Origin of the sequence: Methylocaldum sp. (assembly GCF_035627495.1) — a bacterium.
GTDB lineage: Bacteria > Pseudomonadota > Gammaproteobacteria > Methylococcales > Methylococcaceae > Methylocaldum.
In genome coordinates this window covers 18,338-39,794 of the sequence record NZ_DASPLO010000207.1, presented here as the reverse complement: position 1 = coordinate 39,794, position 21,457 = coordinate 18,338, and the positions used below count along the sequence as shown (strand labels likewise).

The following is a 21,457-nucleotide window of genomic DNA, read 5'->3' as shown; positions in this document are numbered from 1 at the left end:
ATGAGCGCCCGCCACATCGTTTGCTTCGGCAACGAATTGCACGGCGATGACGGGTTCGGCATCCGCGTGTACGAGCAGCTTCGCCGACTGACCTGGCCGAACGACGTCAAGCTGTTCAATGCGGGCATAGCCGGACTCAACGCCCTGGAATTCCTGGTGGATTGCCGTCAGGCGATTCTGGTTGACGCATTGGCCGATACCGGAAATGCCGGCGCTGTTTGCGTATTCAAACCCGATGATTCGGCCGGCCGGTGGGAAACACCCGTCGGTCACGGCCTGGGTATTCCGTACTTGTTGAAGGCCCTCGAGGTTGTCCGCGAATCGCCGCCGGACATTGTCATCGTGGGGGCCGAAGTCGAAAAAGAAGCTATCAAGCCTTTTTCGCCGGGCTTATCCGACAAATCGGAGCGGGCCGTCGAAAAAGCGATCCGCGCGATCCAAAGCCTTCTCCCGGTGTGAAGCCTTTAAACCCGCCCACCCGTTATATCACCGTCGAGTCGGTGACACTCGTCGAAACGGCTTGTCCGCCTCGGTGGACGGGACGCATGCTTTTTCCGGGCGAACGCCGTTTTACGGACATCCTGATTTTCAGCAATGAGGGCGAATTCTGGGCACTCCCCGCCCACTGTCCGCATGAAGGCCATGATTTGACGGATTGCCCCTTGTTCGACGGCGGCCAGCTGGTTTGTCCGGTCCACGGCCGGCGAATCGAATTGAACATGGCTGCGCTAAAGGTCGAGGTGGACAATGGCAGATTCAAGATTCCCCTGTCGGAGAACGGTCCCTATTGGATTTGTGATAATCAATACGAGCCGAATCGCGGGGACGAAGATTCCGAAGCCCTGCGGCAGATGCGGGAAGAAGCCGAAAAACTGCGGTTGGCCAATCTGAAACAGGAAAAACGTATCCTGGCCATCACCCAAAGCATGGACACCATGCTCAAAGAGTCCGAGCAGCAAAAGGCGAAACTCAAGGAAACCATGGGCCGCCAGCAGGCGCTCGGTCGCTTCATCCATCGCGTGCTGGATACCATGGACGATGTTTTGATCGTCATCGATGCGGAGGGTCGCATCCGTCAGATCAACAGGGCGGCGGAACGCCAGCTCGGGCTTTCCGAAGACACGTGGTCCGGCTCTCCGGCCGACGAACTGCTGTCTCCCGAGGACAGGCTATCCCTCGCCGCGCAATTGCCGCCTTTGCCATGGCCGTTGAAATCGGTGTTGTTGGAGACCATCCGTTTGCACAAATCCTATAGCGGCGAACACCGTTTTTCTGCTCCGCTTCGGGAGAATCCCGGCTCGATTTACTGGCTGAAGGGAAACCTGTTGCACTCGGAGCAGGGAAAACTGGAAGGCGCGGTCGTCACGGCGACCGATATCAGCGACATGAAAGAGAGGGAAACCCAGCTGCGGCTAAATGCCAAAGTGTTCCAGAACACCAGCGAAGCGATCTTCATCACGGATCTCGCGGGAACGATTTTGGATGTCAATGAGGCATTCTGTGCGATCAGCGGCTATCGGCGATCGGAGGTGGTGGGTCAAAACACCCGTCTGCTCAAATCGGGGCTGCAAGAGCAGGCGTTTTACGCCCGGATGTGGAAGACCCTTTTGACCGAGGGTTACTGGGAAGGGGAAATCTGGGATCGCCGGAAGAACGGCGAATACTTCCCGATGTTGCTGACCATCAATACCGTCACCGACGAGAAAAACAGGCCGACCCATTACGTCGCGATCGCCCGGGATATCAGCAGCTTGAAGCACGCCGAAAAGCAACTCGAACAAATGGCGTATTACGATTCGCTGACGGGTTTGCCCAACCGTTTTCTGTTCAAGGAGCGGTTCAAACACGAAAGCGTTCTGGCGCAACGCGACGGAAGCAAGCTGGCCGTATGTTTCATCGATCTCGATAACTTCAAGGACGTCAATGACACCTTGGGACACTGGGCCGGCGATTACCTGCTGAAGGAAGTCGCATTGCGCATCCAGAACTGTCTGCGCAAAACCGATACCGTGGCGCGGTTCGGCGGGGACGAATTCATCGTCATCCTGTCGAACATCGCCGAGCCCGCCGAACCTGCCGATATTGCGCAGAAGCTTATCGACGTGGTGGGAAACCCGATCCATATTCAAAATCATCAGATTTTCGTAGGCGCTAGCATCGGCATCGCGCTGTTCCCCGACGACGGCCGGGACTTCACGACCCTGACCAAACATGCCGACGCCGCCATGTACGTCTCCAAGGCAAAGGGGCGCCGGACGTTCCAGTATTTCGAGGCTCACATGAAGGAGGAGCCGCGCCAGCGTATTCTGATGGAAACCCAGTTGCGGCAAGCGATCGAGCAGGAACAGTTCGTACTCCATTATCAGCCCAAGGTTAACTGTGTTTCGAATCGGATCACCGGCGCCGAAGCGCTGATCCGTTGGCGACATCCCGAGCGCGGCATCGTATCACCCAATCAGTTCATTCCCATCGCGGAAGAAACCGCCTTGATCATTCCGCTCGGCCAATGGATCCTCAGGACAGCCTGTTTACAAGCCAAGGCTTGGGGGGACAGGCTTCCGGACTTCCGGATCGCGATCAATCTTTCGGCCAAGCAACTCCTGGCGGACAATTTCATCGATTTCCTGGACCGCATACTGGCCGAAACCCAGACCGATCCCCAGCTCATCGAATTGGAGATCACCGAAAGCCTGGTGATGCACGACATCGAAAAAGCGACCGAGCGGCTGAGTCGAATCCGGGACCGCGGTATCCATATCGCCATGGACGACTTCGGCACCGGCTACTCGTCCTTGTCCTATCTGCAAAAACTGCCCGTCCAAACCATCAAGATCGACCGTTCCTTCATCCACGCCTATGCCGGCGACATGACCTCGGAACAAGCGGCGCTGATCAAGACCATCGTGACTTTAGGGCAAATCCTCAATTTGAAGGTCGTGGCCGAAGGCGTGGAAACGCGGGAACAACTGGAACTTTTAAAGTTCTATGGCTGTCACGAAATCCAGGGTTATTACATATCGCCTCCTCTGCCGGAGGATGAATTCGGAAAACGCTTCATAGAGCAGCCGTACCGGTAATCTTCATTTATTCAAGCCGTCCAAGAAGTGCAGGGTAAAACGGTGTTTGCCGTCCAACCGCGTCTCGTTTTCCCGAGGCTATACTTCGTTGCGATAACAACTTCTCAGGCTCTTCATGCGCGACTCCCTAAACGCCCTCCTCCGGACGGCCAATACCGTGATACTCGGCAAACCGCGCCAAATCCGCCTGGCGATTTGTTGCCTGCTGGCGCGCGGGCATTTGCTCATCGAGGACGTGCCCGGCGTCGGTAAAACGACTTTGGCGCACACCCTGGCCAATCTGCTGGGCTTTAAATACCAGCGCATCCAGTTCACCAGCGATCTTTTGCCGGCCGATATCGTGGGTTCCTCCATCTTCGACGGAAAAACCCATACCTTTCACTTCCAACCGGGACCGATCTTTCACCAAATGATTCTCGCGGACGAGATCAACCGCTCGACGCCCAAAGCGCAGAGCGCGCTCCTGGAAGCGATGGAAGAACACCAGGTCACGGTCGAGGGGGAAACCCGCGCGCTGCCGGAGCCGTTTTTCGTCATCGCCACCCAAAATCCCGTTTGCCAAATCGGGACGTTCCCTTTACCCGAATCCCAGCTGGATCGTTTCCTGATGCGAATTACCTTGGGTTATCCGGACAGCCGTTCCGAACGCGCCTTGCTCAAAGGCGAAGACCGCTACGCTCTGCTCGAAAAACTCCCGGTCTGCCTGCAGGCCGACGCGTTGCAGGCCTTGCAAAAAGAAGCCAAGAACGTCCATGTTTCCGACGCGCTCTTCGATTACCTTCAAGCGCTGATCCGTTTCAGCCGCGAATCGGGCCACTACGAAAGCGGATTGTCGCCCCGCGCCGGTCTCGCCCTGTTGAATGCCGCCCGCGCCTGGACCTTCATCGAAGGGCGCGAAGCCGTCCTGCCCGAGGATGTGCAAGCCGTGTTGGCTTCGGTTTGCGGGCACCGGCTACGCCCCCTTTCGAGCAGCGCCACGAACGCCGACGTGATCGTGGCCCCGATGCTGGAACAGGTTCCGGCGGTTTGACATGGCCGCGCTCACGCTCCGGGAACGGCTGGATCCCCGGCGCTTCTTCCGCGGCGAAAAAGCGACCGATAGCTCAATCGTTTTATCCCATCGGCGGATCTTTATCGTGCCCAGCCGGCCCGGCTTCGCCCTTGCGCTGCTGCTACTGATCCAGTGGCTGACCGCCATCAACTATGGCAACAACCTGGCGTTCATCCTCACCTTCCTGTTGGCCGCCGCGGCCATGTCCTCGATGTTGTATAGCTACCGGAACCTTTCCGGGTTGAGCGTCGGCGCCGGAAAAACGAACCCCGTCTTCGCCGGCGATCAGGCTTGTTTCGAACTGCGGCTGAGCAATTCGGCAGCTTTGCCGCGCTACGCCATTGGGCTGAAGCTCAAAGACGCCCAGCCGGTACGACTGGATATACCCGCCGAGGGAAACGTACCGGCCCTCCTTCGCGTCAAAACCGAAAAGCGCGGCTGGCTCGATCTCGATACGGTAACCGTCAGCACCGCGTTTCCCTTGGGGCTCTTCTACGCCTGGTCGCCGATCAACCTGAAACACCGGGTTCTGGTCTACCCGAGACCTGCCAAGGATCGACCGCCCTTCCCGCTCTCCGAAGGGGATCACGCAAACAATCGGCCGCGTATTTCCTCCGACGATTTCCAAGGCTTTCGGGCCTATCAGTCCGGCGATCCGTTCAAGCATATTCATTGGAAAAGCCTGGCCAAAGGGCGTGACCCGCAGATCAAGCAGTATGCAAGCGGGGAAACGGAGGTGCTTCATTTGAACTGGGCGGACACGCCGGGAACGGATACGGAAGCGCGTTTGAGCCGGCTCTGCCGCTGGGTCTTGGATGCCGAACAGGCCGGGATGCGTTATTCCCTCAGCTTGCCCGGAACCGCCATAGCCCAGGATCACGGCGCCTCGCACTGCCGAAAGTGCCTCAAGTCGCTGGCGCTTTTCGACCTATGAAGACTCCCGCCACTTCGTTTATGCCGGACAGAACGCAGGAGAACCTGCTTTTGTTCAGCGTTTTCTTTATCGCCGCACCGCATATCCTCAATCTAGGCGAGGGAATCGTCCTTTATTTTTCCCTGCTGGCGGCTTGGCGGCTCGCTTTAGGATATCGGCCCGCCCTACAGCCCGGCCGTTTGTTGCTGTTTCTTCTGACCTTATCCGGCGCGGCGCTGGTCTATGTCGATTACCACCGCTTTTACGGACGCGAAGCCGGAGCCAGTCTTTTTCTCGTCGGCTTGGGGTTGAAATTGATGGAGATGCGGAATCGGCGCGACGTCTATCTCGTGGTCTATCTCACATTCTTCGTGGCTCTGACCCAGTACCTGTTCTCCCAAAGCATTCCTCTGGCCATCTATACGCTGGCTGCCGTCGGCTTGCTGATTTCCGTATTGATCGGGCTGAACGCCGGCCCGGTCTTGTCGCTCAAGACCCAGTTCAAGATGGCGGCGTCATTGGTGGCGCAGGCCCTGCCGGTCATGGTGGTCCTCTTTGTTTTCTTCCCGCGCATCGCGGGGCCTTTGTGGAAGCTTCCGGACGATCCCATCAGTGGGAAGACAGGTCTCAGCGACACGATCGAGCCGGGCAGCGTCAGCCGTCTAGCCTTATCCGCCGAGCCAGCTTTTCGAGCGGATTTCGAAGGCGAGCCCCCGCCGCCCGCCGAGCGCTACTGGAGAGGCCCCGTGTTCTGGCGCACCGACGGCAAACGTTGGAGCTTGCCATCAGAACAAAGGCGGAATGATGCGCAGATGCCGGAATTCTCCGGATCGGCTTACCGCTATACGGTGACCCTGGAGCCGCACCAAAAAAAATGGGTTTTCGCGCTGGATCTGCCCAAGGCTTTTCCGGGCGACCTCGTTCAAACTCCCGAATACCTGTTGCTGACGCAACAAAGCATCAATGAGCGCCGACAGTACACGATCACGTCTTATCCAAACTACCGAACCGGCGGACTAAGCCCCACCGAGCTCGAACAAGGTCTACAACTGCCCGAAAAGCCGTCGACGCGCGTGCTCCGGCTGGTCGAGCGTTGGCAGCTATCGTCGCCTGACCCGCGAGACATCGTGAACAAGGCGCTCCTCCATTTCCAAGAGGAGCCTTTCGTATACACGCTCAACCCGCCGCCGATCCGCGATAAATTGGTGGATACCTTTCTTTTCGAAACCCGCAAGGGCTTTTGCGAGCATTACGCCACGGCCTTCGTTTATCTAATGCGTGTGGCGGCGATTCCGGCGAGGGTGGTGACGGGTTATCAGGGAGGACAATGGAATCCGGTCGGAAAATTTCTGGAAGTGCGGCAGGCCGATGCCCATGCCTGGGCCGAAGTGTGGCTAGCCGGGCAAGGTTGGACACGGGTCGACCCGACCGCCGCCGTGGCGCCGCACCGAATCGAGCAGGGAATCAACCTGGATCAGCAAGTAACCGACGGCGAGGTCAGTTTCAACCCGGTGGAACGGGCATTGGCCGATGCCGCTTTCGATTTCCGAGATTGGTACGACCGGGCGCGTCTCGTCTGGGCCAGTGTCGATCATGCCTGGAATCAATGGGTCCTGAGCTATAACCCGGAAAATCAAAAACGGTTCTGGGAAGCTCTGGGGATCGTCGATTGGCGAGGGGTGATCTCTTGGCTGGCAGCACTGCTCGCCCTCTGCGGACTACTCGTCGGACTTTGGCTGCTGCCTCGCCGGAAGCCGAAGTCCGATCCCGCCGTGGCGGCTTACGACCGGTTCCTTAAAAAATTGGCAAGAGGCGGACTGACCAAACGGACGGGCGAAGGACCCAGAGATTTCGCTGTACGCGCCGCGTCCGAACGGCCAGAGGCGAAAGAAGCCATCGGCGCCATTACCACGCTGTTCTTGCGAATCCGTTACGGGCGGCAAGCGGATCCGCTCGATCTCGACCAACTCCGGCAGATGGTGAAGTCGTTCAGAATCTAAACCGGAGTGTACACAGAGTACATGAGGAGTCTGAGCAACGCGCAATTCCCCAATCGGGCCGCGCAGTAGGATTTAAAACGCGCTCAAACGGTTCACCCGGCTTTTTCCACCTTGAGAATCACCCCTTCGGCGGCCACGACCCGAACTTTTTTTCCCGGCTCGCAGTCCTCTCCTTGCACCTTCCACGTGGAATCATCCACGCGTATCCGTCCCTGGCCGTTAATAATCGGATATTCCAGGGTGAACATCCGTCCCACGTACTGCGCGGCCCGCTGGTTCAACAAGGGTCGATCGGTCTCGATGGGGTGTTTTTTGAGAAATAGCCGGAACACGGCGATGCTGACGATCGACAGCACCGAAAAGAGTATCAACTGATACTCCCAGCCGAGCGTCGGCACGATCAGCTTGATCAAGCCGACCACAAAAGCCGACTCGGCCATCCACAGGAAAAACATCCCCGGTGCGAGGAGTTCGACGATGAGGAGAAATACGCCGAAGGCCCACCAGTGCCAAAAAACGATTTCGAATCCCATTTAGCTTGCCCTTTTGGAAAACGCCTCTTTGGTGATTTCGCCGATGCCGCTCAGCGCGCCGATAACGCTCGATGCCTCCAAAGGCATGAGAATGACCTTGCTGTTCTCGGCCGCCGCAAGGTTTTGCAGGGCTTCGACGTACTTTTGCGCGACGAAGTAGTTGATCGCCTGAACATCGCCCTTGCCGATGGCTTCGGACACCATCAGGGTGGCTCGCGCCTCCGCCTGGGCCAGACGCTCCCTAGCTTCGGCTTCACGAAATGCGGCTTCCTTGCGGCCCTCGGCTTCAAGAATCGCCGCTTGCTTTTCGCCGTCGGCACGCAAAATCGCTGCCTGTTTTAAACCTTCAGCCTCCAGGACGGCGGCGCGTTTATCCCGTTCCGCCTTCATCTGCCGCGCCATGGAATCCACCAGATCCTGCGGAGGCGTGATGTCCTTGATTTCGATGCGCGTCACCTTGACACCCCAAGGCGTGGTGGCATCGTCCACCACCGAGAGCAGGCGGGCGTTGATCTCGTCCCGCTTCGACAACAACTCGTCAAGGTCCATGGAACCCATGACGGTACGGATGTTGGTCATGGTGAGCTGCATGATGGCAAGCTGCAAGTTGCTGACCTCGTACGCTGCTTTGGCGGCGTCGGCGACCTGATAAAACACCACGCCATCCACTCGGACCATAGCGTTGTCCTTAGTGATGACCTCCTGCGACGGCACGTCGAACACCTGTTCCATCATATTGATCCGTGCCCCGATCTGGTCGATGACCGGCATGATGACATTAAGACCCGGCGTGAGCGTCGTGGTGTACTTTCCGAACCGCTGCACCGTGAATTCCGAGCCTTGAGGAACGAACTTGACGCTCAATACAACCAAAATGATGGACAGTACCAACAAAAACAATACGAAAACGCCAAACGCGGACATTTCTTCCCCCCTATTGATTTCTTTTTTTACGTAAATCAGTCACGGCCATGATTTTGAAATCGCTTAAAGCTTAGCCGTTAACGTCGAGTTTCGGCCACGTAGGCTGCCTATCAATTGTAAATAGATTAAAAGAATTTTTTAGTTTAGTTATAACGACCCATCAACCTTGTTAACACTCTTGCTTTTTGTTTTTAAAACAAACATATATGAAGCATGTAAAGGTGTGCTAAAAACCGTGTACGCCTGTGGCGGAGTTGTGGATAATTTTGCTTCCGGTTTTTTCGCATTGGTTCAACACACCCTATCCACAGGCTTTAGCAAGGTTTTTCAAAAACAAGTTCCAACATTTCCGGCCGAATGGATTCGGGAGACCTATGTGGAAATTGATGACTTGGAAGAAGAATTACCGGAACATGGCGTCGTCAGCGGAGACGAGCGCGGCGTGAGCGATTCAAAGCGCGTGAGAATAACGACTATAAGCGCTATAAAATTACCGAAACCACGAGAAGTAGGCTGATTGCCAGCAGCACGGAATGTGCGCCGGGCGTTTGATCGAAGCGTAAATACGTTAGCTAATACTAATAGGGCGGTCGCCTAAGGGGAAAAAATGTACCGGCTGCAAAATAACGGGTCCGAGGATGAAGCGGATGATGCGCAATACAAATATTATTCGCGCCGAGGCAAGCATCGTCACTCGTCCCGAACGAGGCTAATTTTTTTCCTGTCCATTGCATTGGTCATCGAAACGGCGGTGCTCCTGATCTTATTTATCCAGCTAACCGTGAACGAACAGGAAAACCTGGATTTGACTGTCGCAGAGAAGAAACAAGCTCAGGAACTCCAGGCACTAAAACCCGAAGTCGAAAAATTGCGGGCTGACATCGCGGCATTAACCGTTTCCCGGCTGCCGAACTTAACCAAACTTGAATTCGACAAAGTGATTCCGCTCGATCTGGACTATGTGAAAAACATCGTTTTCACAGTCGCCGGCAAAGACTCGGATAAGCATTACGAGTATAAGATCGTCACGCACAACTCAGGCCTGTCGCTTATCCATCCGGAGGTGGATATCCTCTTCTTCGACCGCGTCGGCATTCAGGTCGGTTTGTCGCAGATAGGATTTCATCAAGACGGCACCCCGAATTTAGACATGCTGGAACGAGGCGAGGTCCGCTCTTTCTCGTCGAAGGTGGATTTGACCGATGACTCCAATCCGGAATATTTCCGGATCAAAATCCGCAAATAAGAAGCTATTTAAAAACGTCGCGAGCCCGTTCAGGACAAGGCGCGAAAGGCCGACCCGAAGCGCGGGACCCGCGGAGGGAACAGCCGCAAGGCTGGGGCGAGTAGCAACCGGAGTGTACACGGCGTAGATGAGGATTTTGAGGCCTTGAGCAACGCCGTCATGGACGGGCACAGCAGTTTTTTAACAGCTCCTAAGCTTCTGCCGCCGGATCAAACGTATAGCGCGCTGGCGAGACGTCCGCGATACTCTCGGGTTAGCTCGTGATCGTCGCCGAGAAATTTGAAGATGGCTAGACAGGCTTTCCTGGCACCGTCGTCGTCATAATGACGCGTACCTTTAACCACCTCGATAAAGGCCGATAAAGCCTTTTCGAAGTCGGCGTTTTTCAAATGCCCGATAGCCGATAAGTAGATAGGCTTGATCGAGGCTTCTGGTAAAGTCTCGGGCTTTTCGGCATAGGCGAACAATCGTGAAAACGTACGGATACTTTCGGCCAGCGGATATGAATCCGAATCCGGGCCGATTCGTTCGACGACTGCCATAGCCCTCTTGTAGTCCGAAGCTAGAAGCAAGCGAGCCAGCATGACAGCGGCTTGCGCGTTATCCGGTTCCACGGCAAGCACTTCTTCCAATATCGCAGCAGCCTTGTCGAAATGGCCGCCGATGGCTTCGGTTTCCGCCTGCTTGATTCGGTCCCGCAACGGACTCGGCAGGATACGGTTCAACCAATCCTGAATAACGGCCTCCGGCAGCGCGCCGGTGAATTCATCGATGACCTGTCCGTCGACGAAGAGCTTAACGGCGGGAATACTGCGCACCTGATAGCGAGCGCTGACTTCCGGCAATTCCTCGGTATTGATCTTAACCAGCACGAAGCGCTCCGGGTTTCTTTGAGCGAGCCGCTCCAAGATCGGACCTAACGCGCGGCAGGGTGCGCACCAAGGCGCCCAGAAATCTACCAGAACGGGTGTTGTGTGGCTGCGATGAAGAACATCGGTATCAAAATCACGGAAAGTCTCGGACATGGTTGTTGCGGTCGGAATGCGTGAAGTGATGGGGAAGAGTATCAAATCTCCATTGCCATTGGGTAAATCGCCCGAATTGCCGAGCGTCTTTCTCAGTTTTCGCTAAACTTCTAATACTCCGGACGTACGAGTTGCTTGTCTGACGGCATTGCCGGTAAGTCGGGCGTAGATTCGTAATCGCAACAAAATAACCAGTCTCCGCCGCGTGATATCCCAAAGCGCCCCAAACTTTAGATACAAGGACCGTTCATCGTGACGAAAGATTTTCTCATTGGACGGCAACAAATCTTCGATCGCGATTTACGCGTTTTTGCCTATGAATTGTTATTCCGCGACATAAACGGAAATGCGGCAGAAACATTCGGGCCGACGGCCGCCAGCAATCAAATCATCGTGGACAGCTTGCTTGAATACGGCCTGGATCAAGTCGTCGGAACGCAGTTGGCTTTTGTTAATTTCACTCGGGAAAACTTGCTCTCCGAAACCCCTTTTCTGCTTCCCAAAGACAAGGTGGTTATCGAGGTACTGGAAGACGTCCATATCGACGAGGCTTTGATTCAAGCCCTGCAAGACCTGGTACAAAAAGGTTATAGGATTGCGCTCGATGATTTTGTGTTCGACGAGCGTTGGCTGCCTTTGATCGAGATGGCTCATCTCATTAAGTTCGACATCCAAAAGGTCACACCGGCCGCCAGCGGATGGGTTATGGAGAGACTGAAGGAACTCCCCGTCCGCTTCTTGGCCGAAAAGGTGGAAACGCAGGAGCAGTACCGCGAATATCGGGCACTTGGCTGCGATTACTTCCAAGGATTCCTGTTCAGCAAACCCAACGTAGTGCGGGGAAAACGGCTGGAAACCAGCCAACATGCGGTTTTGCAGTTGTTGGCGAAAATCAACCAGCCGAAAGTCTCGATACCCGACCTGGCGCGCACTGTGTCGATGGACGTGGGACTCAGCTACAAGCTTCTCCGCTATATCAACTCGGCCTTCTTTGCGCTGCCGAAACAAATCGATTCGCTAAATTTCGCCATTACCTATTTGGGCATCCGGGAAATTCAACGCTGGACGTCATTGATCAGCCTGGCGAGTTTCCCCGATCAACCGAAAGAGATCGTCAAAATCGCTTTGATTCGGGCGAGAATGTGTGAATCACTCGCCGCGTACCTTAAGTTGCCGGGCACCGAGCAATTCTTCCTTGTGGGCCTCATGTCTACCATCGACCAACTGCTGGAAATCGCCTTGGATGATGTGGTCGCCAGCTTGCCGCTGTCGCGCGAAGTGAAAAACGCATTAGTGTCCCGCGCGGGATTGGCTGGAGAAGCCTTGAATTGCGCCATCAATTACGAATGCTGGAACCTGGATGCGGTGAAATTCGAAAATCTTAGCTTACCTGAAATAGGCAAGATTCATCTCGAGAGTGTCAGTTGGGCGAACAAGATTTGCCGGGTCTTGGAAAACTAGCGGTTTTGATGCCCCAAGGCCGGCCTCAATGCGGGTAACAGGATTGAGTTCCGTTTATTTCTCCTCCCCCTGTTTCAGCTCGCAATGCTCCAGTTCGGGCAGCGGCGCTTCCGAAACGTTTATACCCTGCTGTTTGAGCGCTCGCTTTAACGCTTCGATCTGCTCGTCCAGCGCTTGTATGTGATCGAGCATATGATTGATCGCGTGAGCAACCGGATCGGGCATGTCGGGCGTCATGCCATAAGCGTCGAAACGCAGCTTACTGGCGATCGCCTGCCGGCGTGCTTCTTGAGCCTGGCGATCGGTGCTCACCACATGACCCGGAATTCCAACCACGGTGGCACCGGCCGGGACATTCTTCAGCACCACTGAATTGGAGCCGATACGGGCGCCGTCGGCTACCGTGATCGGACCGAGTATTTTCGCTCCGGCGCCGATCACCACGCCGTTACCCAGCGTCGGGTGCCTTTTGCCCTTTTTCCACGACGTCCCCCCCAGCGTCACGCCGTGATATAGCGTGCAATCGTCTCCGATCACCGCCGTTTCGCCTATCACGACGCCCATGCCGTGGTCGATGAAAAAACGCCGTCCAATCTGAGCCCCCGGGTGGATCTCAATACCCGTCCACCAGCGAGCCAAGGTCGCGATGGCGCGAGCCGGCCACTTCAACCCATAATTCCACAGCCGATGGCTCAATCGGTGAACCAGCACGGCGTGCACGCCCGGGTAGGTGGTAAAGATTTCGAAATAAGACTGCGCCGCCGGATCCCGGTCGAAAATGCAGCCGAATTCTTCTTTCAATCGTTGCCACATAAGGTTCATGCCTGGGGTCGTATCCGGAGCTGAACGGCGGTCAGTATGCCGCGCAGAAGATGGATTTCCTTTTTCTCCAGCACGGAGCGGTTAAAGATTCGCCTAAGCCGGCGCATCACCGATGGTCCCAGCTTTCGTTCGTGGAGAAATCGGAGGTCGTACAAAGTCTTTTCCAAGTGCCCGTAAAAGGATTCCATTTCGCCGGCCGTTGCCAGCAATGGGCGGTTGGCGTCATCGTGAGGCTGTTGCTGAGCGACGAGGAAAAGCTCATACGCCACGACTTGAACCGCGGCGGCTATGTTCAGCGAGCTGAATTCGGGATCGCAGGGAATATGCAGTAAATAATGGCACCGCTCCAACTCCTCATTGGTAAGACCGGAATGTTCGCGGCCGAATAAAATCGCAGTCTTCGCGTTGCCTGCGGTGACTTGTCTCGCGCATTCCCGGGGATCGAGCTGCGGCCAGGAAATCGTGCGGAGCCGTGCGCTGGCTCCGATAACCAAGGCACAATCGCGGATGGCTTCCTGCAAGTCAGGGCAAATCCGTGCCTCGGCCAGAATATCGTCGGCGCCGGATGCCCTTGCGGTCGCTTCTTCACTGGGGAAGACCTTGGGCGTGACCAGGACCAAGTCGCGCAGCCCCATGTTCTTCATGGCGCGCGCCGCCGCACCGATGTTGCCCGGATGCGTGGTTCCGACGAGCACGATCCTGACATGGGACAAGCGATTCATGCGTCAGCGAGGGCTATAACCAAAAAAGGTAAAATACTATCAGAAATTTGATACCCTAAACCGCTTTTTAACCAGCGCCGATTCAAATATGGATCCCATGCTCACTATTGCGGTTCGCGCGGCTCGGACGGCGGGCGATATCATCGTTCGCTCGATGGACCGGGTGAACCTTCTCACGATCACGCCCAAGGGACGCAACGACTTCGTCAGCGAAGTGGATCGCCAGGCGGAACGGGAAATTATTTACACCTTGCAGAAAGCTTATCCCACCCATGCTTTTCTGGGAGAAGAAAGCGGTCGGCAAGGCCCGGCCAAGACCGATTTCATCTGGGTCATCGATCCTTTGGACGGAACCACTAATTTTCTGCACGGGTTTCCTCAATTCTGCGTATCCATCGCCCTGCTCTACCGCGGGCGAATCGAAAAGGGCGTGATCTACGATCCGTTGCGCCAGGAGCTGTTCACGGCCGGCCGAGGCGCCGGAGCATCGCTCAACAACCGGCGGCTCCGGGTGAGCAAGCAAAACGGCCTGAAGGGGGCGTTGTTGGGTACCGGTTTCCCGTTCAAGGATCAGCGTCACGTCGATGCCTATCTCGGCATGATGCGCGATCTTATGAAAGACACGGCCGGGATCCGCCGCGCGGGATCGGCTGCCCTTGACCTCGCCTATGTGGCAGCGGGGCGGTTGGACGGCTTTTGGGAAATCGGCTTGAAAAAGTGGGATATGGCCGCGGGTCTGCTCATGATTCAGGAAGCGGGCGGCATCGTTACCGATTTGGAAGGAAAAGACAAATACTTCGAGTCCGGAAACGTGCTGACGGCGAATCCCAAGCTACATCAAGTCATGGCAAGCGTCATCGAGCCCCACTTAACCGAGGCGCTCCGCTATTCGGACAGTTCGGGAAGCGAGCAGTCCGAGTAAAGAATCTCAGAGAGGTTGCGGCGGCGTTTTCTCAGACCGCGCCGCCGCCAGGATCTGCTGCAACTGATCGCCGTTAAGGTTGAGGTTCAAATCCCGATGCGGGAACGGAATGGGGATTCCCTCCTTGCGGAATAGCTCATCGATTTCAAAACAGAGATCGCTGGTCACGGAACCGACTTTATCCGCATCATGAAGGAACGCGGTCAGTTCGAAGTTCAGCGTACTTTCGGCAAACCCCTTGAATAATACGACAGGCGACGGGTTGTGGCGGATTTCCGGATGGTCGAGTGCGATTTTCAACAGAAGATCCCGCACCCGCTTGGCATCCGTATCGTGAGATAAGCCAAGCGGCAGTACGACACGCCCCACCACCTTGTCGGCATAGGTTCGGTTCGTCAGCGCACCGGAAATCAGAGTGGAATTCGGAATGAATACGGAGGCGCGATCGAAGGTCGTAATTTCCGTCGCGCGCACGCTGATCTTCTTGACATAACCTTGATGATCGCCCACCACGACCCAGTCACCGGTCTTGATCGGACGTTCGATCAACAGAATCAGCCCGGATACGAAATTGTTGACGATGTTCTGCAAGCCGAAACCGATACCCACGGATAAGGCGCCGGCAATGATGGCCAAGTTGGACAGGTCTATGCCCAAGGTGGAGATCGCGAGCATTGCCGCGATCGTAAATCCCACGTAGCCGGTTGCCGAACGGACCGAATGCCGGATGCCGACGTCCAGTCGCGTCTTCGGGAAGATACGGTGATCCAGCGCCTTCTGAATCATCCGGGTGGCTGCGAGCAATCCCGCGAAAAGCACCAGCGCCAGCAGTACATCGGCCAGGGATAAGGTGATGTTGCCGACCTTGAAACCGAAAAATATGCTGTGAAGCCAGGCGGTGAGGTCTTTCCCTGCGGCGCCCCACAATGTCAACAACACGACCAAGCCAATCGACAGGATGAGCAGGCCCACGGTTCCACTGAGCCAAAACTTGAGCATATCGGCGCCATCATCGCTCAGGGCCAGGCTGGCTCGGAGCCTCATGCCCATTGGGGAGGTTTTGCTCAGAGCGTCTTCGATGAACTCGGCGCTGATTTTGCGCAGCAATACCACGCATACATAAAGTCCCGCGGTCAGAACCAGTTGCGTCGCCAGCAAGCGCGATAACACCACGTAGCCGAGCAATCCGGATAGAGGAATCGCATAGACCAAGATCGCCAGAAAGTAACGCAAACGCCGCCAGCTCGGGCTCAGCGGTATCCCATCCTCCGAAAACCATATCTTGGGACGCAACAAGCTCAGCAATAAAGCGGCAATGAGCAAGCCGAACATGAACTTTTGCAGAAGCGTCGACTCGACCGAGGCATTGAACTGCACCCCCAACTCGCTCAACACCCGATCCAAGGCAAATACCACGGCTAGCCCGTTCACGGTACGGCTGATGGCCCGCGCACCCTCGTCGTGGATCCGAACCAACCGCCACTCGGGCTCGAACGGCGCCAAAGCGGCTCGGGAAAAACCCGCCACAAGAAAGACAAAAATCAGCGACACCAGGGCCGTTCGCGCAACCGCGAGCAACGGCTCTGTCAGCAATTCGGCATAAACCAAGCTTAGGTATAGCGCCAATACGGCCGTAGATGGCAACAGAGCCCGGATAAATCCGGTGAACAACGCTGTCCTCAGACGTTGGCCGTAAGTAGGCTCGGCCTCGACTTCGATATAACCGAATCTTCGGATTAATTTCCTTCGAAACGGAAACGCCAACAGAATCGCCGCGCCTATGCCCAAAGCCAAACGCCAACCAACAGCCCGAGCATCTTGCGCAAAAGTATCGCTGGACCGCCACAGTTGAAGATTTTGCGCGATCACCGTAAATCCGGTGCTCAACTCGGACCAGGCTTTTCGCCAAACCGTCGGCGAAAGCGGCGACACGCCCCGCGTCAAGATACGTTCGGTGAAACGGGTGCGCCGCAATGTCTTGACGTCGCTCGCGAGCCGGCCGGCGCGAGCCATAATGAGTTCGGCCTCTTTGATCGCGCCTTCCGCGGCGGCCAGTCGTTCGTTCATGGCCTTGCGCTTGGCCGCTACGGTCGGCGCTTCGGGCGGCGCGCCTTCGGCCGGCGGCGGCCCCAACGCGGCGAGCTCGTCCCGAATCACTTGTACTTCGGGCAGAGCCTCGTCCGCCGCCGTGCGAGCCTCGAGCTGAATATTCGTCAATTCGTCGCGCAGAGCCGCAAGCCGGCGATCCGTGATGTCGGGCTTGGCCAACTCCTTTTCGGCCCCGTCCAGGGTTTTTTGCCAATCCTTTACCAACACATCCAATGAGCGCGGCTGTCCGAGGTCGGCCGACTGGGTGATCCCGAATTGGAATAGCAGCACCATAAGGAGCGTAACCGGTCCAAGAAAACGCGGTATGAAACCGTAACCGGAAAGATTTTTAATCATCGTGAAACGTCGAGAGATAACGGCGGCGCCGATTGTCGATTTACTGTCCGCAGAGGGTTCGCCTAAATCCCCAAGCTGTCCCAAAGCCGATCGATCTTCAGCCGCACGGCTTCGGTCATCTTAATGGGTTGACCCCATTCCCGAGCCGTCTCGCCGGCCCATTTATTGGTTGCGTCGAAGCCTACTTTCGAGCCGAGGCCCGAAACGGGGGAGGCGAAATCCAGGTAGTCGATCGGCGTGTTTTCAATGAGCGCGATATCGCGTGCCGGATCCATGCGAGTCGTGATCGCCCAGATCACGTCCTGCCAATTGCGGGCGTCTACGTCCTCATCCACCACGATAACGAACTTCGTGTACATGAACTGCCGCAGGAACGACCAAACCCCGAACATCACCCGTTTCGCATGCCCTGGGTATTGTTTCTTCATGCTTACCACGGCGAGGCGGTAAGAACAGCCTTCCGGCGGCAGATAAAAGTCGACGATTTCCGGAAACTGTCTCTGCAGGATAGGCACGAAGACCTCGTTGAGGGCTACGCCCAGAATTGCGGGCTCATCCGGCGGCCGCCCGGTATAGGTGCTGTGGTAGATGGGATTTTCCCGCTGCGTGATGCGCTCGATGGTGAAAACGGGAAATTCCTCCACCTCGTTGTAATAGCCGGTATGGTCGCCGAACGGGCCCTCCGGCGCCGTTTCGCCGGGATGGATGAAGCCTTCCAGCACGATTTCGGCACTGGCCGGCACTTGCAGATCGCTCAAAAGACAATTGGCGACTTCCGTCTTGGCGCCGCGCAAGAGCCCCGCGAAGGCATACTCCGAGAGCGTATCCGGCACCGGCGTCACGGCTCCGAGAATGGTGGCGGGATCGGCTCCCAAAGCGACGGCGACTGGGAAAGGCTGGCCGGGACGAGCTTCCTGCCAGTCCTTGAAATCCAGCGCTCCGCCCCGATGCGCCAGCCAGCGCATGATGACCTTGTTCTTGCCGATCACCTGCTGGCGGTAAATTCCCAAATTCTGCCGTTCCTTGCGCGGGCCGCGAGTGACGACTAGCGCCCACGTGATCAAGGGCCCGGCATCGCCCGGCCAGCACGTTTGAATGGGATAACGGCCGAGATCGATATCCGACCCGGCATAAATAATCTCCTGGCACGGGGCATTCTTCACTTCCTTGGCCGGCATGTTCAGAACCTGCTTGAACAGCGGCAGCTTGTCGAACATGTCGCGCATGCCCTTCGGCGGTTCCGGCTCCTTGAGGAAGGCCAGGAGTTTTCCAACCTCCCGAAGCGCTTCAACCGATTCTTGGCCCATGCCCAGCGCGACACGGCGGGGCGTTCCGAACAGGTTGGCGAGCACCCGGATATCCGAACCGGTCGGCCGTTCGAACAACAGCGCGGGACCGCCGGCTTTAAGTGTCCGGTCGCAGATTTCGGTCATCTCGAGATTCGGATCGATTTCGACGCCTATGCGTTTGAGCTCATCGACCGCCTCCAAATGGGCGATGAATTCGCGGAGATCGCGGTATTTCATGAAATGAAGATTCGGACAATGGTAAGGCCGGTTATTGTACCGGCGCTCAAAGATTCGGCTGGACTTTTTTGGGCTAGATCGGCTGAAAACGGTTCAAGTAAAGGAATCATTGTATTTTCCGTTTCCCGGTTGGAAAAGCTTCACGTCCCACCGCCGTCGAACGGTCGCGCTAGCGGGCGCACGCTGATTTGAACGATGCCGGGCTTTTGTGAGAACTCATCGGAGACCTTGTGCTCGCTTGCACCGCCTGTGCAGAACACAGCAAAAAGCCTGTGGGCAAACTGGACCAAATCGATTGAACTCCGGGGAAAGGGCAATTATCCACAGTCTTTACCCGTGCGGGCGGTAATCTTTATCCACAGCGAATAATCCGTTAGGCGGTTGTTTTTTAAATCAAACATGTGTTATTTCAACAAATGCACCTAGCTTGTTACTAACTTAAAAAGAAATTCTTTTCTATTTACAGTAAGCGCGGTTCATTCGTAGTAAATCGGCAACCTGTAGTATCCGTCCAGGATACTCTTGTTGCGAATGTGCTCCCGACCCAAGCTAAACTTTGTTAATCGCCCATGTTAGTTAGCCGTTTCACTCTATAGGGGGCGGGTTCCAAATCCGCTACAAACACAGCTATGAACAACCCTAAGTTAGATGATCCGCAGTATTGGAAAGCGAAATACGCGACACTTGCCGATGAACTAAAGGAAAGTAAGGAAAAGACGGATGAGCGGGAGAAATTGCTCTGCCGGACCATTATTCGCCTGACGCTGGCAACCAACGGGCTGGATCCTGCGATCGATCCTCATCTTATCCATATTCGTGACCTGCTAAGGAAAGGGGTTTCCAGCGAAAAGCTCCGCACGGAGTTGAATGCCGTATCGGAAACCTTATTACGCGAGGTGAAAGGTAAGGACGGAAACAACAAGTCCCTCAAGCGGGACGGAGGGATGCTATTTCGCTTTGTAAAGCAACTCGCAACAAACGACGAGGAAAGAAAAGCGATAGCGTTACTCGAGCAAAGAGTCGACCGAGGCGAAATCGCGGATTGGAAATGGCTGTTTTCGGAATTACAGGAGATTTTGCGCTGTCACACGTTGTTTTCAGCCTCCTTGGAAACGGAAGCACCGAAACCCGGATTCTTTGGCAGATTGCTTCAGACAAATAAAAGGCCGGTAGAAGAGAAGGTTGAAATGGGCCCTGTCCGTGACCGGCTGCTTCTCTTGCTGGATGTCATCGAGCTTCCCTTGAATTTCAGCCAGCAGGCGGAAGGCATCAAAAGCCGGTTGAAATCGGAGGCCGATGCGGAAGAACTGCAGGCTTTGCTTAACGAGGCTATCGATTTCCTGAGCGATGTGAAGTCTTTTATTCAAAAAGAACAGCTGGAAATTGAGTACTTTTTGGCGGGTTTGACCGGCAGGCTGAACGAATTGGAGCATGATGCGGTTGGAATGGACGCCAACGCTCAGAGCTTCGCTCGCAATCGCGTAGCGGAAGACTCTTCCTTCGCGGACCAGTTTGAGGACTTGCGATCGAGGATGGAGGTGGTCACCGATGTGGATCAGCTCAAATTGCTGGTGAACAGCGGATTGAACGGCTTGCTGGAACGGTTGCACACCAGTCGGAACAAGGAATTGAACCAGTTGCGGGACTCGACCGGGCGATTGGGTGAGTTGGCCCGTAGACTTCAGGAATTGGAGCTTGAAGCCAATGATTTGCGTTCCAAATTGAGGCTGGCGCATGACATGGCACTACGGGATTCCCTGACGAGCTTGCCCAATCGCATGGCTTACGAGGATCGAATCACCCAGGAGATTACGCGATCCCAGCGTTTTCAGCAGCCCATGTCGCTGTTGCTATGGGATATCGATCATTTCAAGAGTATCAACGATCGTTTCGGACATTCGGCCGGGGATAAAGTATTGGTGACCGTTGCCCAGGAATTGGACAAATCCATACGGCAGACGGATTTTGTAGCTCGTCTCGGCGGCGAGGAATTCGCGATGATCCTGTGCGGCGCCGACGTGGATGCGGCGCGCCGGATTGCTGATCAAATTCGGCAGAGAATCAGTCGCTGCGGTTTCAATTCGCAAGGCCGGCCGGTTCAAGTTACCGTGTCGTGCGGGGTGAGCCAAGTGCGGAACGGCGATACGCCGGAATCTCTCTTCGAACGGGCGGATAAAGGCCTTTACGAGGCCAAAAAAACGGGACGCGATCGATGTGTTATGAGCTAGTTGAGAGATTTGAGCGGATCTGAAACATTCTCTCGACATCAACGGTCAAAAGGTACGCCGATAGTCAATAACTGATCAGAATAACGACGAGGAGGTGTGCCATGACCTTCAAAAAGCTAGGTACATGGGTTTTTGTCGTTTTTAGCCTGCTTATCGGCAGCGCCGTGTGGGCTGAAGCCGGTCGGTACGACATCGATTCCCACCAAGGATCCGGTCCTGGGCTTATTTACATGGACAAAGCTTTCAACAACGCGATCCATAGTTATTTAAGTCTGGAAAGCGTTGTCGTCGAAGCAAGAAATCCGCAAATCATTTATGTAAATAAAGCTTATGGCCAATCCGTGTACAGCTATCCCAGAGTCGGACCCGATACGGTAACGGCTTTCAACGTGGAGTACGTGAGCCCCGCATATGGTCAAGCGATCTACAGCTATCCGGGTAACTATGACTTCCAAGGTCAAGTAGTGCTGTTACCTTTAATGGTTGATAAACCTTAGTCGTAGTGGATAGGGACGAAGCTGGCTTTTTTGCCTCCGCTTTTGTTCTTTTTGCTGTCGGGTAG

Annotated in this window: 18 protein-coding genes; 11 read left to right on the top strand and 7 right to left on the bottom strand. The window is 55.6% G+C overall.

Going from position 1 to position 21,457, the window contains the following annotated elements; translation table 11 throughout:
- The 5 genes from VEB01_RS20210 (at position 1) to VEB01_RS20190 (ending at position 7,041) form a co-directional block, all read left to right on the top strand.
- Complete coding sequence (locus tag VEB01_RS20210; RefSeq protein WP_324878640.1) at positions 1-459, top strand: hydrogenase maturation protease; 459 nt, start codon at positions 1-3, stop codon at positions 457-459.
- A complete protein-coding gene (locus VEB01_RS20205) occupies positions 456-3,077 on the top strand; it encodes an EAL domain-containing protein (RefSeq protein ID WP_324878638.1) in 2,622 nt (873 codons plus the stop codon). The genes VEB01_RS20210 and VEB01_RS20205 overlap by 4 nt, the downstream gene beginning before the upstream one ends.
- 115 nt (positions 3,078-3,192) lie before the next feature.
- Positions 3,193-4,107, top strand: a complete 915-nt coding sequence (locus VEB01_RS20200; protein WP_324878637.1) for an AAA family ATPase — start codon at positions 3,193-3,195, stop codon at positions 4,105-4,107.
- A gap of 1 nt (position 4,108) precedes the next feature.
- Positions 4,109-5,062 (top strand): DUF58 domain-containing protein, encoded by a 954-nt coding sequence (locus tag VEB01_RS20195; RefSeq protein WP_324878635.1) that lies wholly within the window; start codon positions 4,109-4,111, stop codon positions 5,060-5,062.
- Complete coding sequence (locus VEB01_RS20190) at positions 5,059-7,041, top strand: transglutaminase TgpA family protein (protein ID WP_324878633.1); 1,983 nt, start codon at positions 5,059-5,061, stop codon at positions 7,039-7,041. Before VEB01_RS20195 ends, VEB01_RS20190 begins: the two co-directional genes overlap by 4 nt.
- Before the next feature lie 92 nt (positions 7,042-7,133).
- Here VEB01_RS20190 and VEB01_RS20185 read toward each other — a convergent pair whose 3' ends face one another.
- Positions 7,134-7,574 carry an NfeD family protein gene (locus VEB01_RS20185; RefSeq protein ID WP_324878630.1) on the bottom strand — a complete coding sequence of 147 codons (441 nt, stop codon included), beginning with the start codon at positions 7,572-7,574 and terminating at the stop codon, positions 7,134-7,136.
- Complete coding sequence (locus VEB01_RS20180) at positions 7,575-8,498, bottom strand: SPFH domain-containing protein (protein ID WP_324878628.1); 924 nt, start codon at positions 8,496-8,498, stop codon at positions 7,575-7,577.
- Positions 8,499-8,664: 166 nt separating this feature from the next.
- On the opposite strand from VEB01_RS20180, the gene VEB01_RS20175 reads away from it, so the two are divergent.
- Together VEB01_RS20175 and VEB01_RS20170 are read left to right on the top strand one after the other, a co-directional pair.
- Positions 8,665-9,015 carry a hypothetical protein gene (locus tag VEB01_RS20175; protein WP_324878626.1) on the top strand — a complete coding sequence of 117 codons (351 nt, stop codon included), beginning with the start codon at positions 8,665-8,667 and terminating at the stop codon, positions 9,013-9,015.
- 90 nt (positions 9,016-9,105) lie between these two features.
- Positions 9,106-9,744: a hypothetical protein gene (locus VEB01_RS20170; protein WP_324878624.1), complete on the top strand. Its 639-nt coding sequence runs from the start codon at positions 9,106-9,108 to the stop codon at positions 9,742-9,744.
- Positions 9,745-9,953: 209 nt separating this feature from the next.
- Here VEB01_RS20170 and VEB01_RS20165 read toward each other — a convergent pair whose 3' ends face one another.
- Positions 9,954-10,769, bottom strand: a complete 816-nt coding sequence (locus VEB01_RS20165) for a tetratricopeptide repeat protein (RefSeq protein ID WP_324878622.1) — start codon at positions 10,767-10,769, stop codon at positions 9,954-9,956.
- 252 nt (positions 10,770-11,021) lie between these two features.
- Here VEB01_RS20165 and VEB01_RS20160 point away from each other — a divergent pair, with 252 nt between their 5' ends.
- Complete coding sequence (locus VEB01_RS20160; RefSeq protein WP_324878620.1) at positions 11,022-12,230, top strand: EAL and HDOD domain-containing protein; 1,209 nt, start codon at positions 11,022-11,024, stop codon at positions 12,228-12,230.
- Between the two features lie 54 nt (positions 12,231-12,284).
- Here the strand turns inward: VEB01_RS20160 and cysE are convergent, their stop codons facing one another.
- On the bottom strand, positions 12,285-13,043 hold the full coding sequence (cysE, locus tag VEB01_RS20155) for a serine O-acetyltransferase (protein ID WP_324878618.1): 759 nt from the start codon (positions 13,041-13,043) through the stop codon (positions 12,285-12,287).
- Positions 13,044-13,048: 5 nt separating this feature from the next.
- The gene (locus VEB01_RS20150) at positions 13,049-13,774 is read right to left on the bottom strand and encodes an RNA methyltransferase (protein WP_324878615.1); all 726 of its coding nucleotides are present in this window, start codon (positions 13,772-13,774) and stop codon (positions 13,049-13,051) included.
- An 88-nt stretch (positions 13,775-13,862) separates the two neighbouring features.
- Here VEB01_RS20150 and VEB01_RS20145 point away from each other — a divergent pair, with 88 nt between their 5' ends.
- A complete protein-coding gene (locus VEB01_RS20145) occupies positions 13,863-14,696 on the top strand; it encodes an inositol monophosphatase family protein (RefSeq protein ID WP_324878613.1) in 834 nt (277 codons plus the stop codon).
- Positions 14,697-14,702: 6 nt separating this feature from the next.
- On the opposite strand, the gene VEB01_RS20140 is transcribed toward VEB01_RS20145, so the two are convergent.
- Positions 14,703-17,141 (bottom strand): DUF3772 domain-containing protein, encoded by a 2,439-nt coding sequence (locus tag VEB01_RS20140; RefSeq protein WP_324878611.1) that lies wholly within the window; start codon positions 17,139-17,141, stop codon positions 14,703-14,705.
- Positions 17,142-17,203: 62 nt separating this feature from the next.
- Positions 17,204-18,667, bottom strand: a complete 1,464-nt coding sequence (gene ubiD, locus VEB01_RS20135; RefSeq protein ID WP_324878609.1) for a 4-hydroxy-3-polyprenylbenzoate decarboxylase — start codon at positions 18,665-18,667, stop codon at positions 17,204-17,206.
- Between the two features lie 629 nt (positions 18,668-19,296).
- Here ubiD and VEB01_RS20130 point away from each other — a divergent pair.
- Positions 19,297-20,895 (top strand): GGDEF domain-containing protein, encoded by a 1,599-nt coding sequence (locus tag VEB01_RS20130; RefSeq protein ID WP_324878607.1) that lies wholly within the window; start codon positions 19,297-19,299, stop codon positions 20,893-20,895.
- A gap of 101 nt (positions 20,896-20,996) precedes the next feature.
- Entirely contained in the window at positions 20,997-21,392 is a 396-nt protein-coding gene (locus VEB01_RS20125) for a hypothetical protein (RefSeq protein ID WP_324878606.1), read from the top strand.
- The last annotated feature ends 65 nt before the right edge of the window (positions 21,393-21,457 follow it).

Coding starts and splice junctions, on each gene's coding strand:
- VEB01_RS20180 (WP_324878628.1), bottom strand. CDS start 8,498: ATGTCCGCGTTTGGCGTTTTCGTATTGTTTTTGTTGGTACTGTCCATC.
- VEB01_RS20200 (WP_324878637.1), top strand. CDS start 3,193: ATGCGCGACTCCCTAAACGCCCTCCTCCGGACGGCCAATACCGTGATA.
- VEB01_RS20145 (WP_324878613.1), top strand. CDS start 13,863: ATGGATCCCATGCTCACTATTGCGGTTCGCGCGGCTCGGACGGCGGGC.
- VEB01_RS20170 (WP_324878624.1), top strand. CDS start 9,106: ATGTACCGGCTGCAAAATAACGGGTCCGAGGATGAAGCGGATGATGCG.
- ubiD (WP_324878609.1), bottom strand. CDS start 18,667: ATGAAATACCGCGATCTCCGCGAATTCATCGCCCATTTGGAGGCGGTC.
- VEB01_RS20165 (WP_324878622.1), bottom strand. CDS start 10,769: ATGTCCGAGACTTTCCGTGATTTTGATACCGATGTTCTTCATCGCAGC.
- VEB01_RS20210 (WP_324878640.1), top strand. CDS start 1: ATGAGCGCCCGCCACATCGTTTGCTTCGGCAACGAATTGCACGGCGAT.
- VEB01_RS20130 (WP_324878607.1), top strand. CDS start 19,297: ATGAACAACCCTAAGTTAGATGATCCGCAGTATTGGAAAGCGAAATAC.
- VEB01_RS20185 (WP_324878630.1), bottom strand. CDS start 7,574: ATGGGATTCGAAATCGTTTTTTGGCACTGGTGGGCCTTCGGCGTATTT.
- VEB01_RS20150 (WP_324878615.1), bottom strand. CDS start 13,774: ATGAATCGCTTGTCCCATGTCAGGATCGTGCTCGTCGGAACCACGCAT.
- VEB01_RS20195 (WP_324878635.1), top strand. CDS start 4,109: ATGGCCGCGCTCACGCTCCGGGAACGGCTGGATCCCCGGCGCTTCTTC.
- VEB01_RS20140 (WP_324878611.1), bottom strand. CDS start 17,141: ATGATTAAAAATCTTTCCGGTTACGGTTTCATACCGCGTTTTCTTGGA.
- VEB01_RS20125 (WP_324878606.1), top strand. CDS start 20,997: ATGACCTTCAAAAAGCTAGGTACATGGGTTTTTGTCGTTTTTAGCCTG.
- VEB01_RS20190 (WP_324878633.1), top strand. CDS start 5,059: ATGAAGACTCCCGCCACTTCGTTTATGCCGGACAGAACGCAGGAGAAC.
- cysE (WP_324878618.1), bottom strand. CDS start 13,043: ATGTGGCAACGATTGAAAGAAGAATTCGGCTGCATTTTCGACCGGGAT.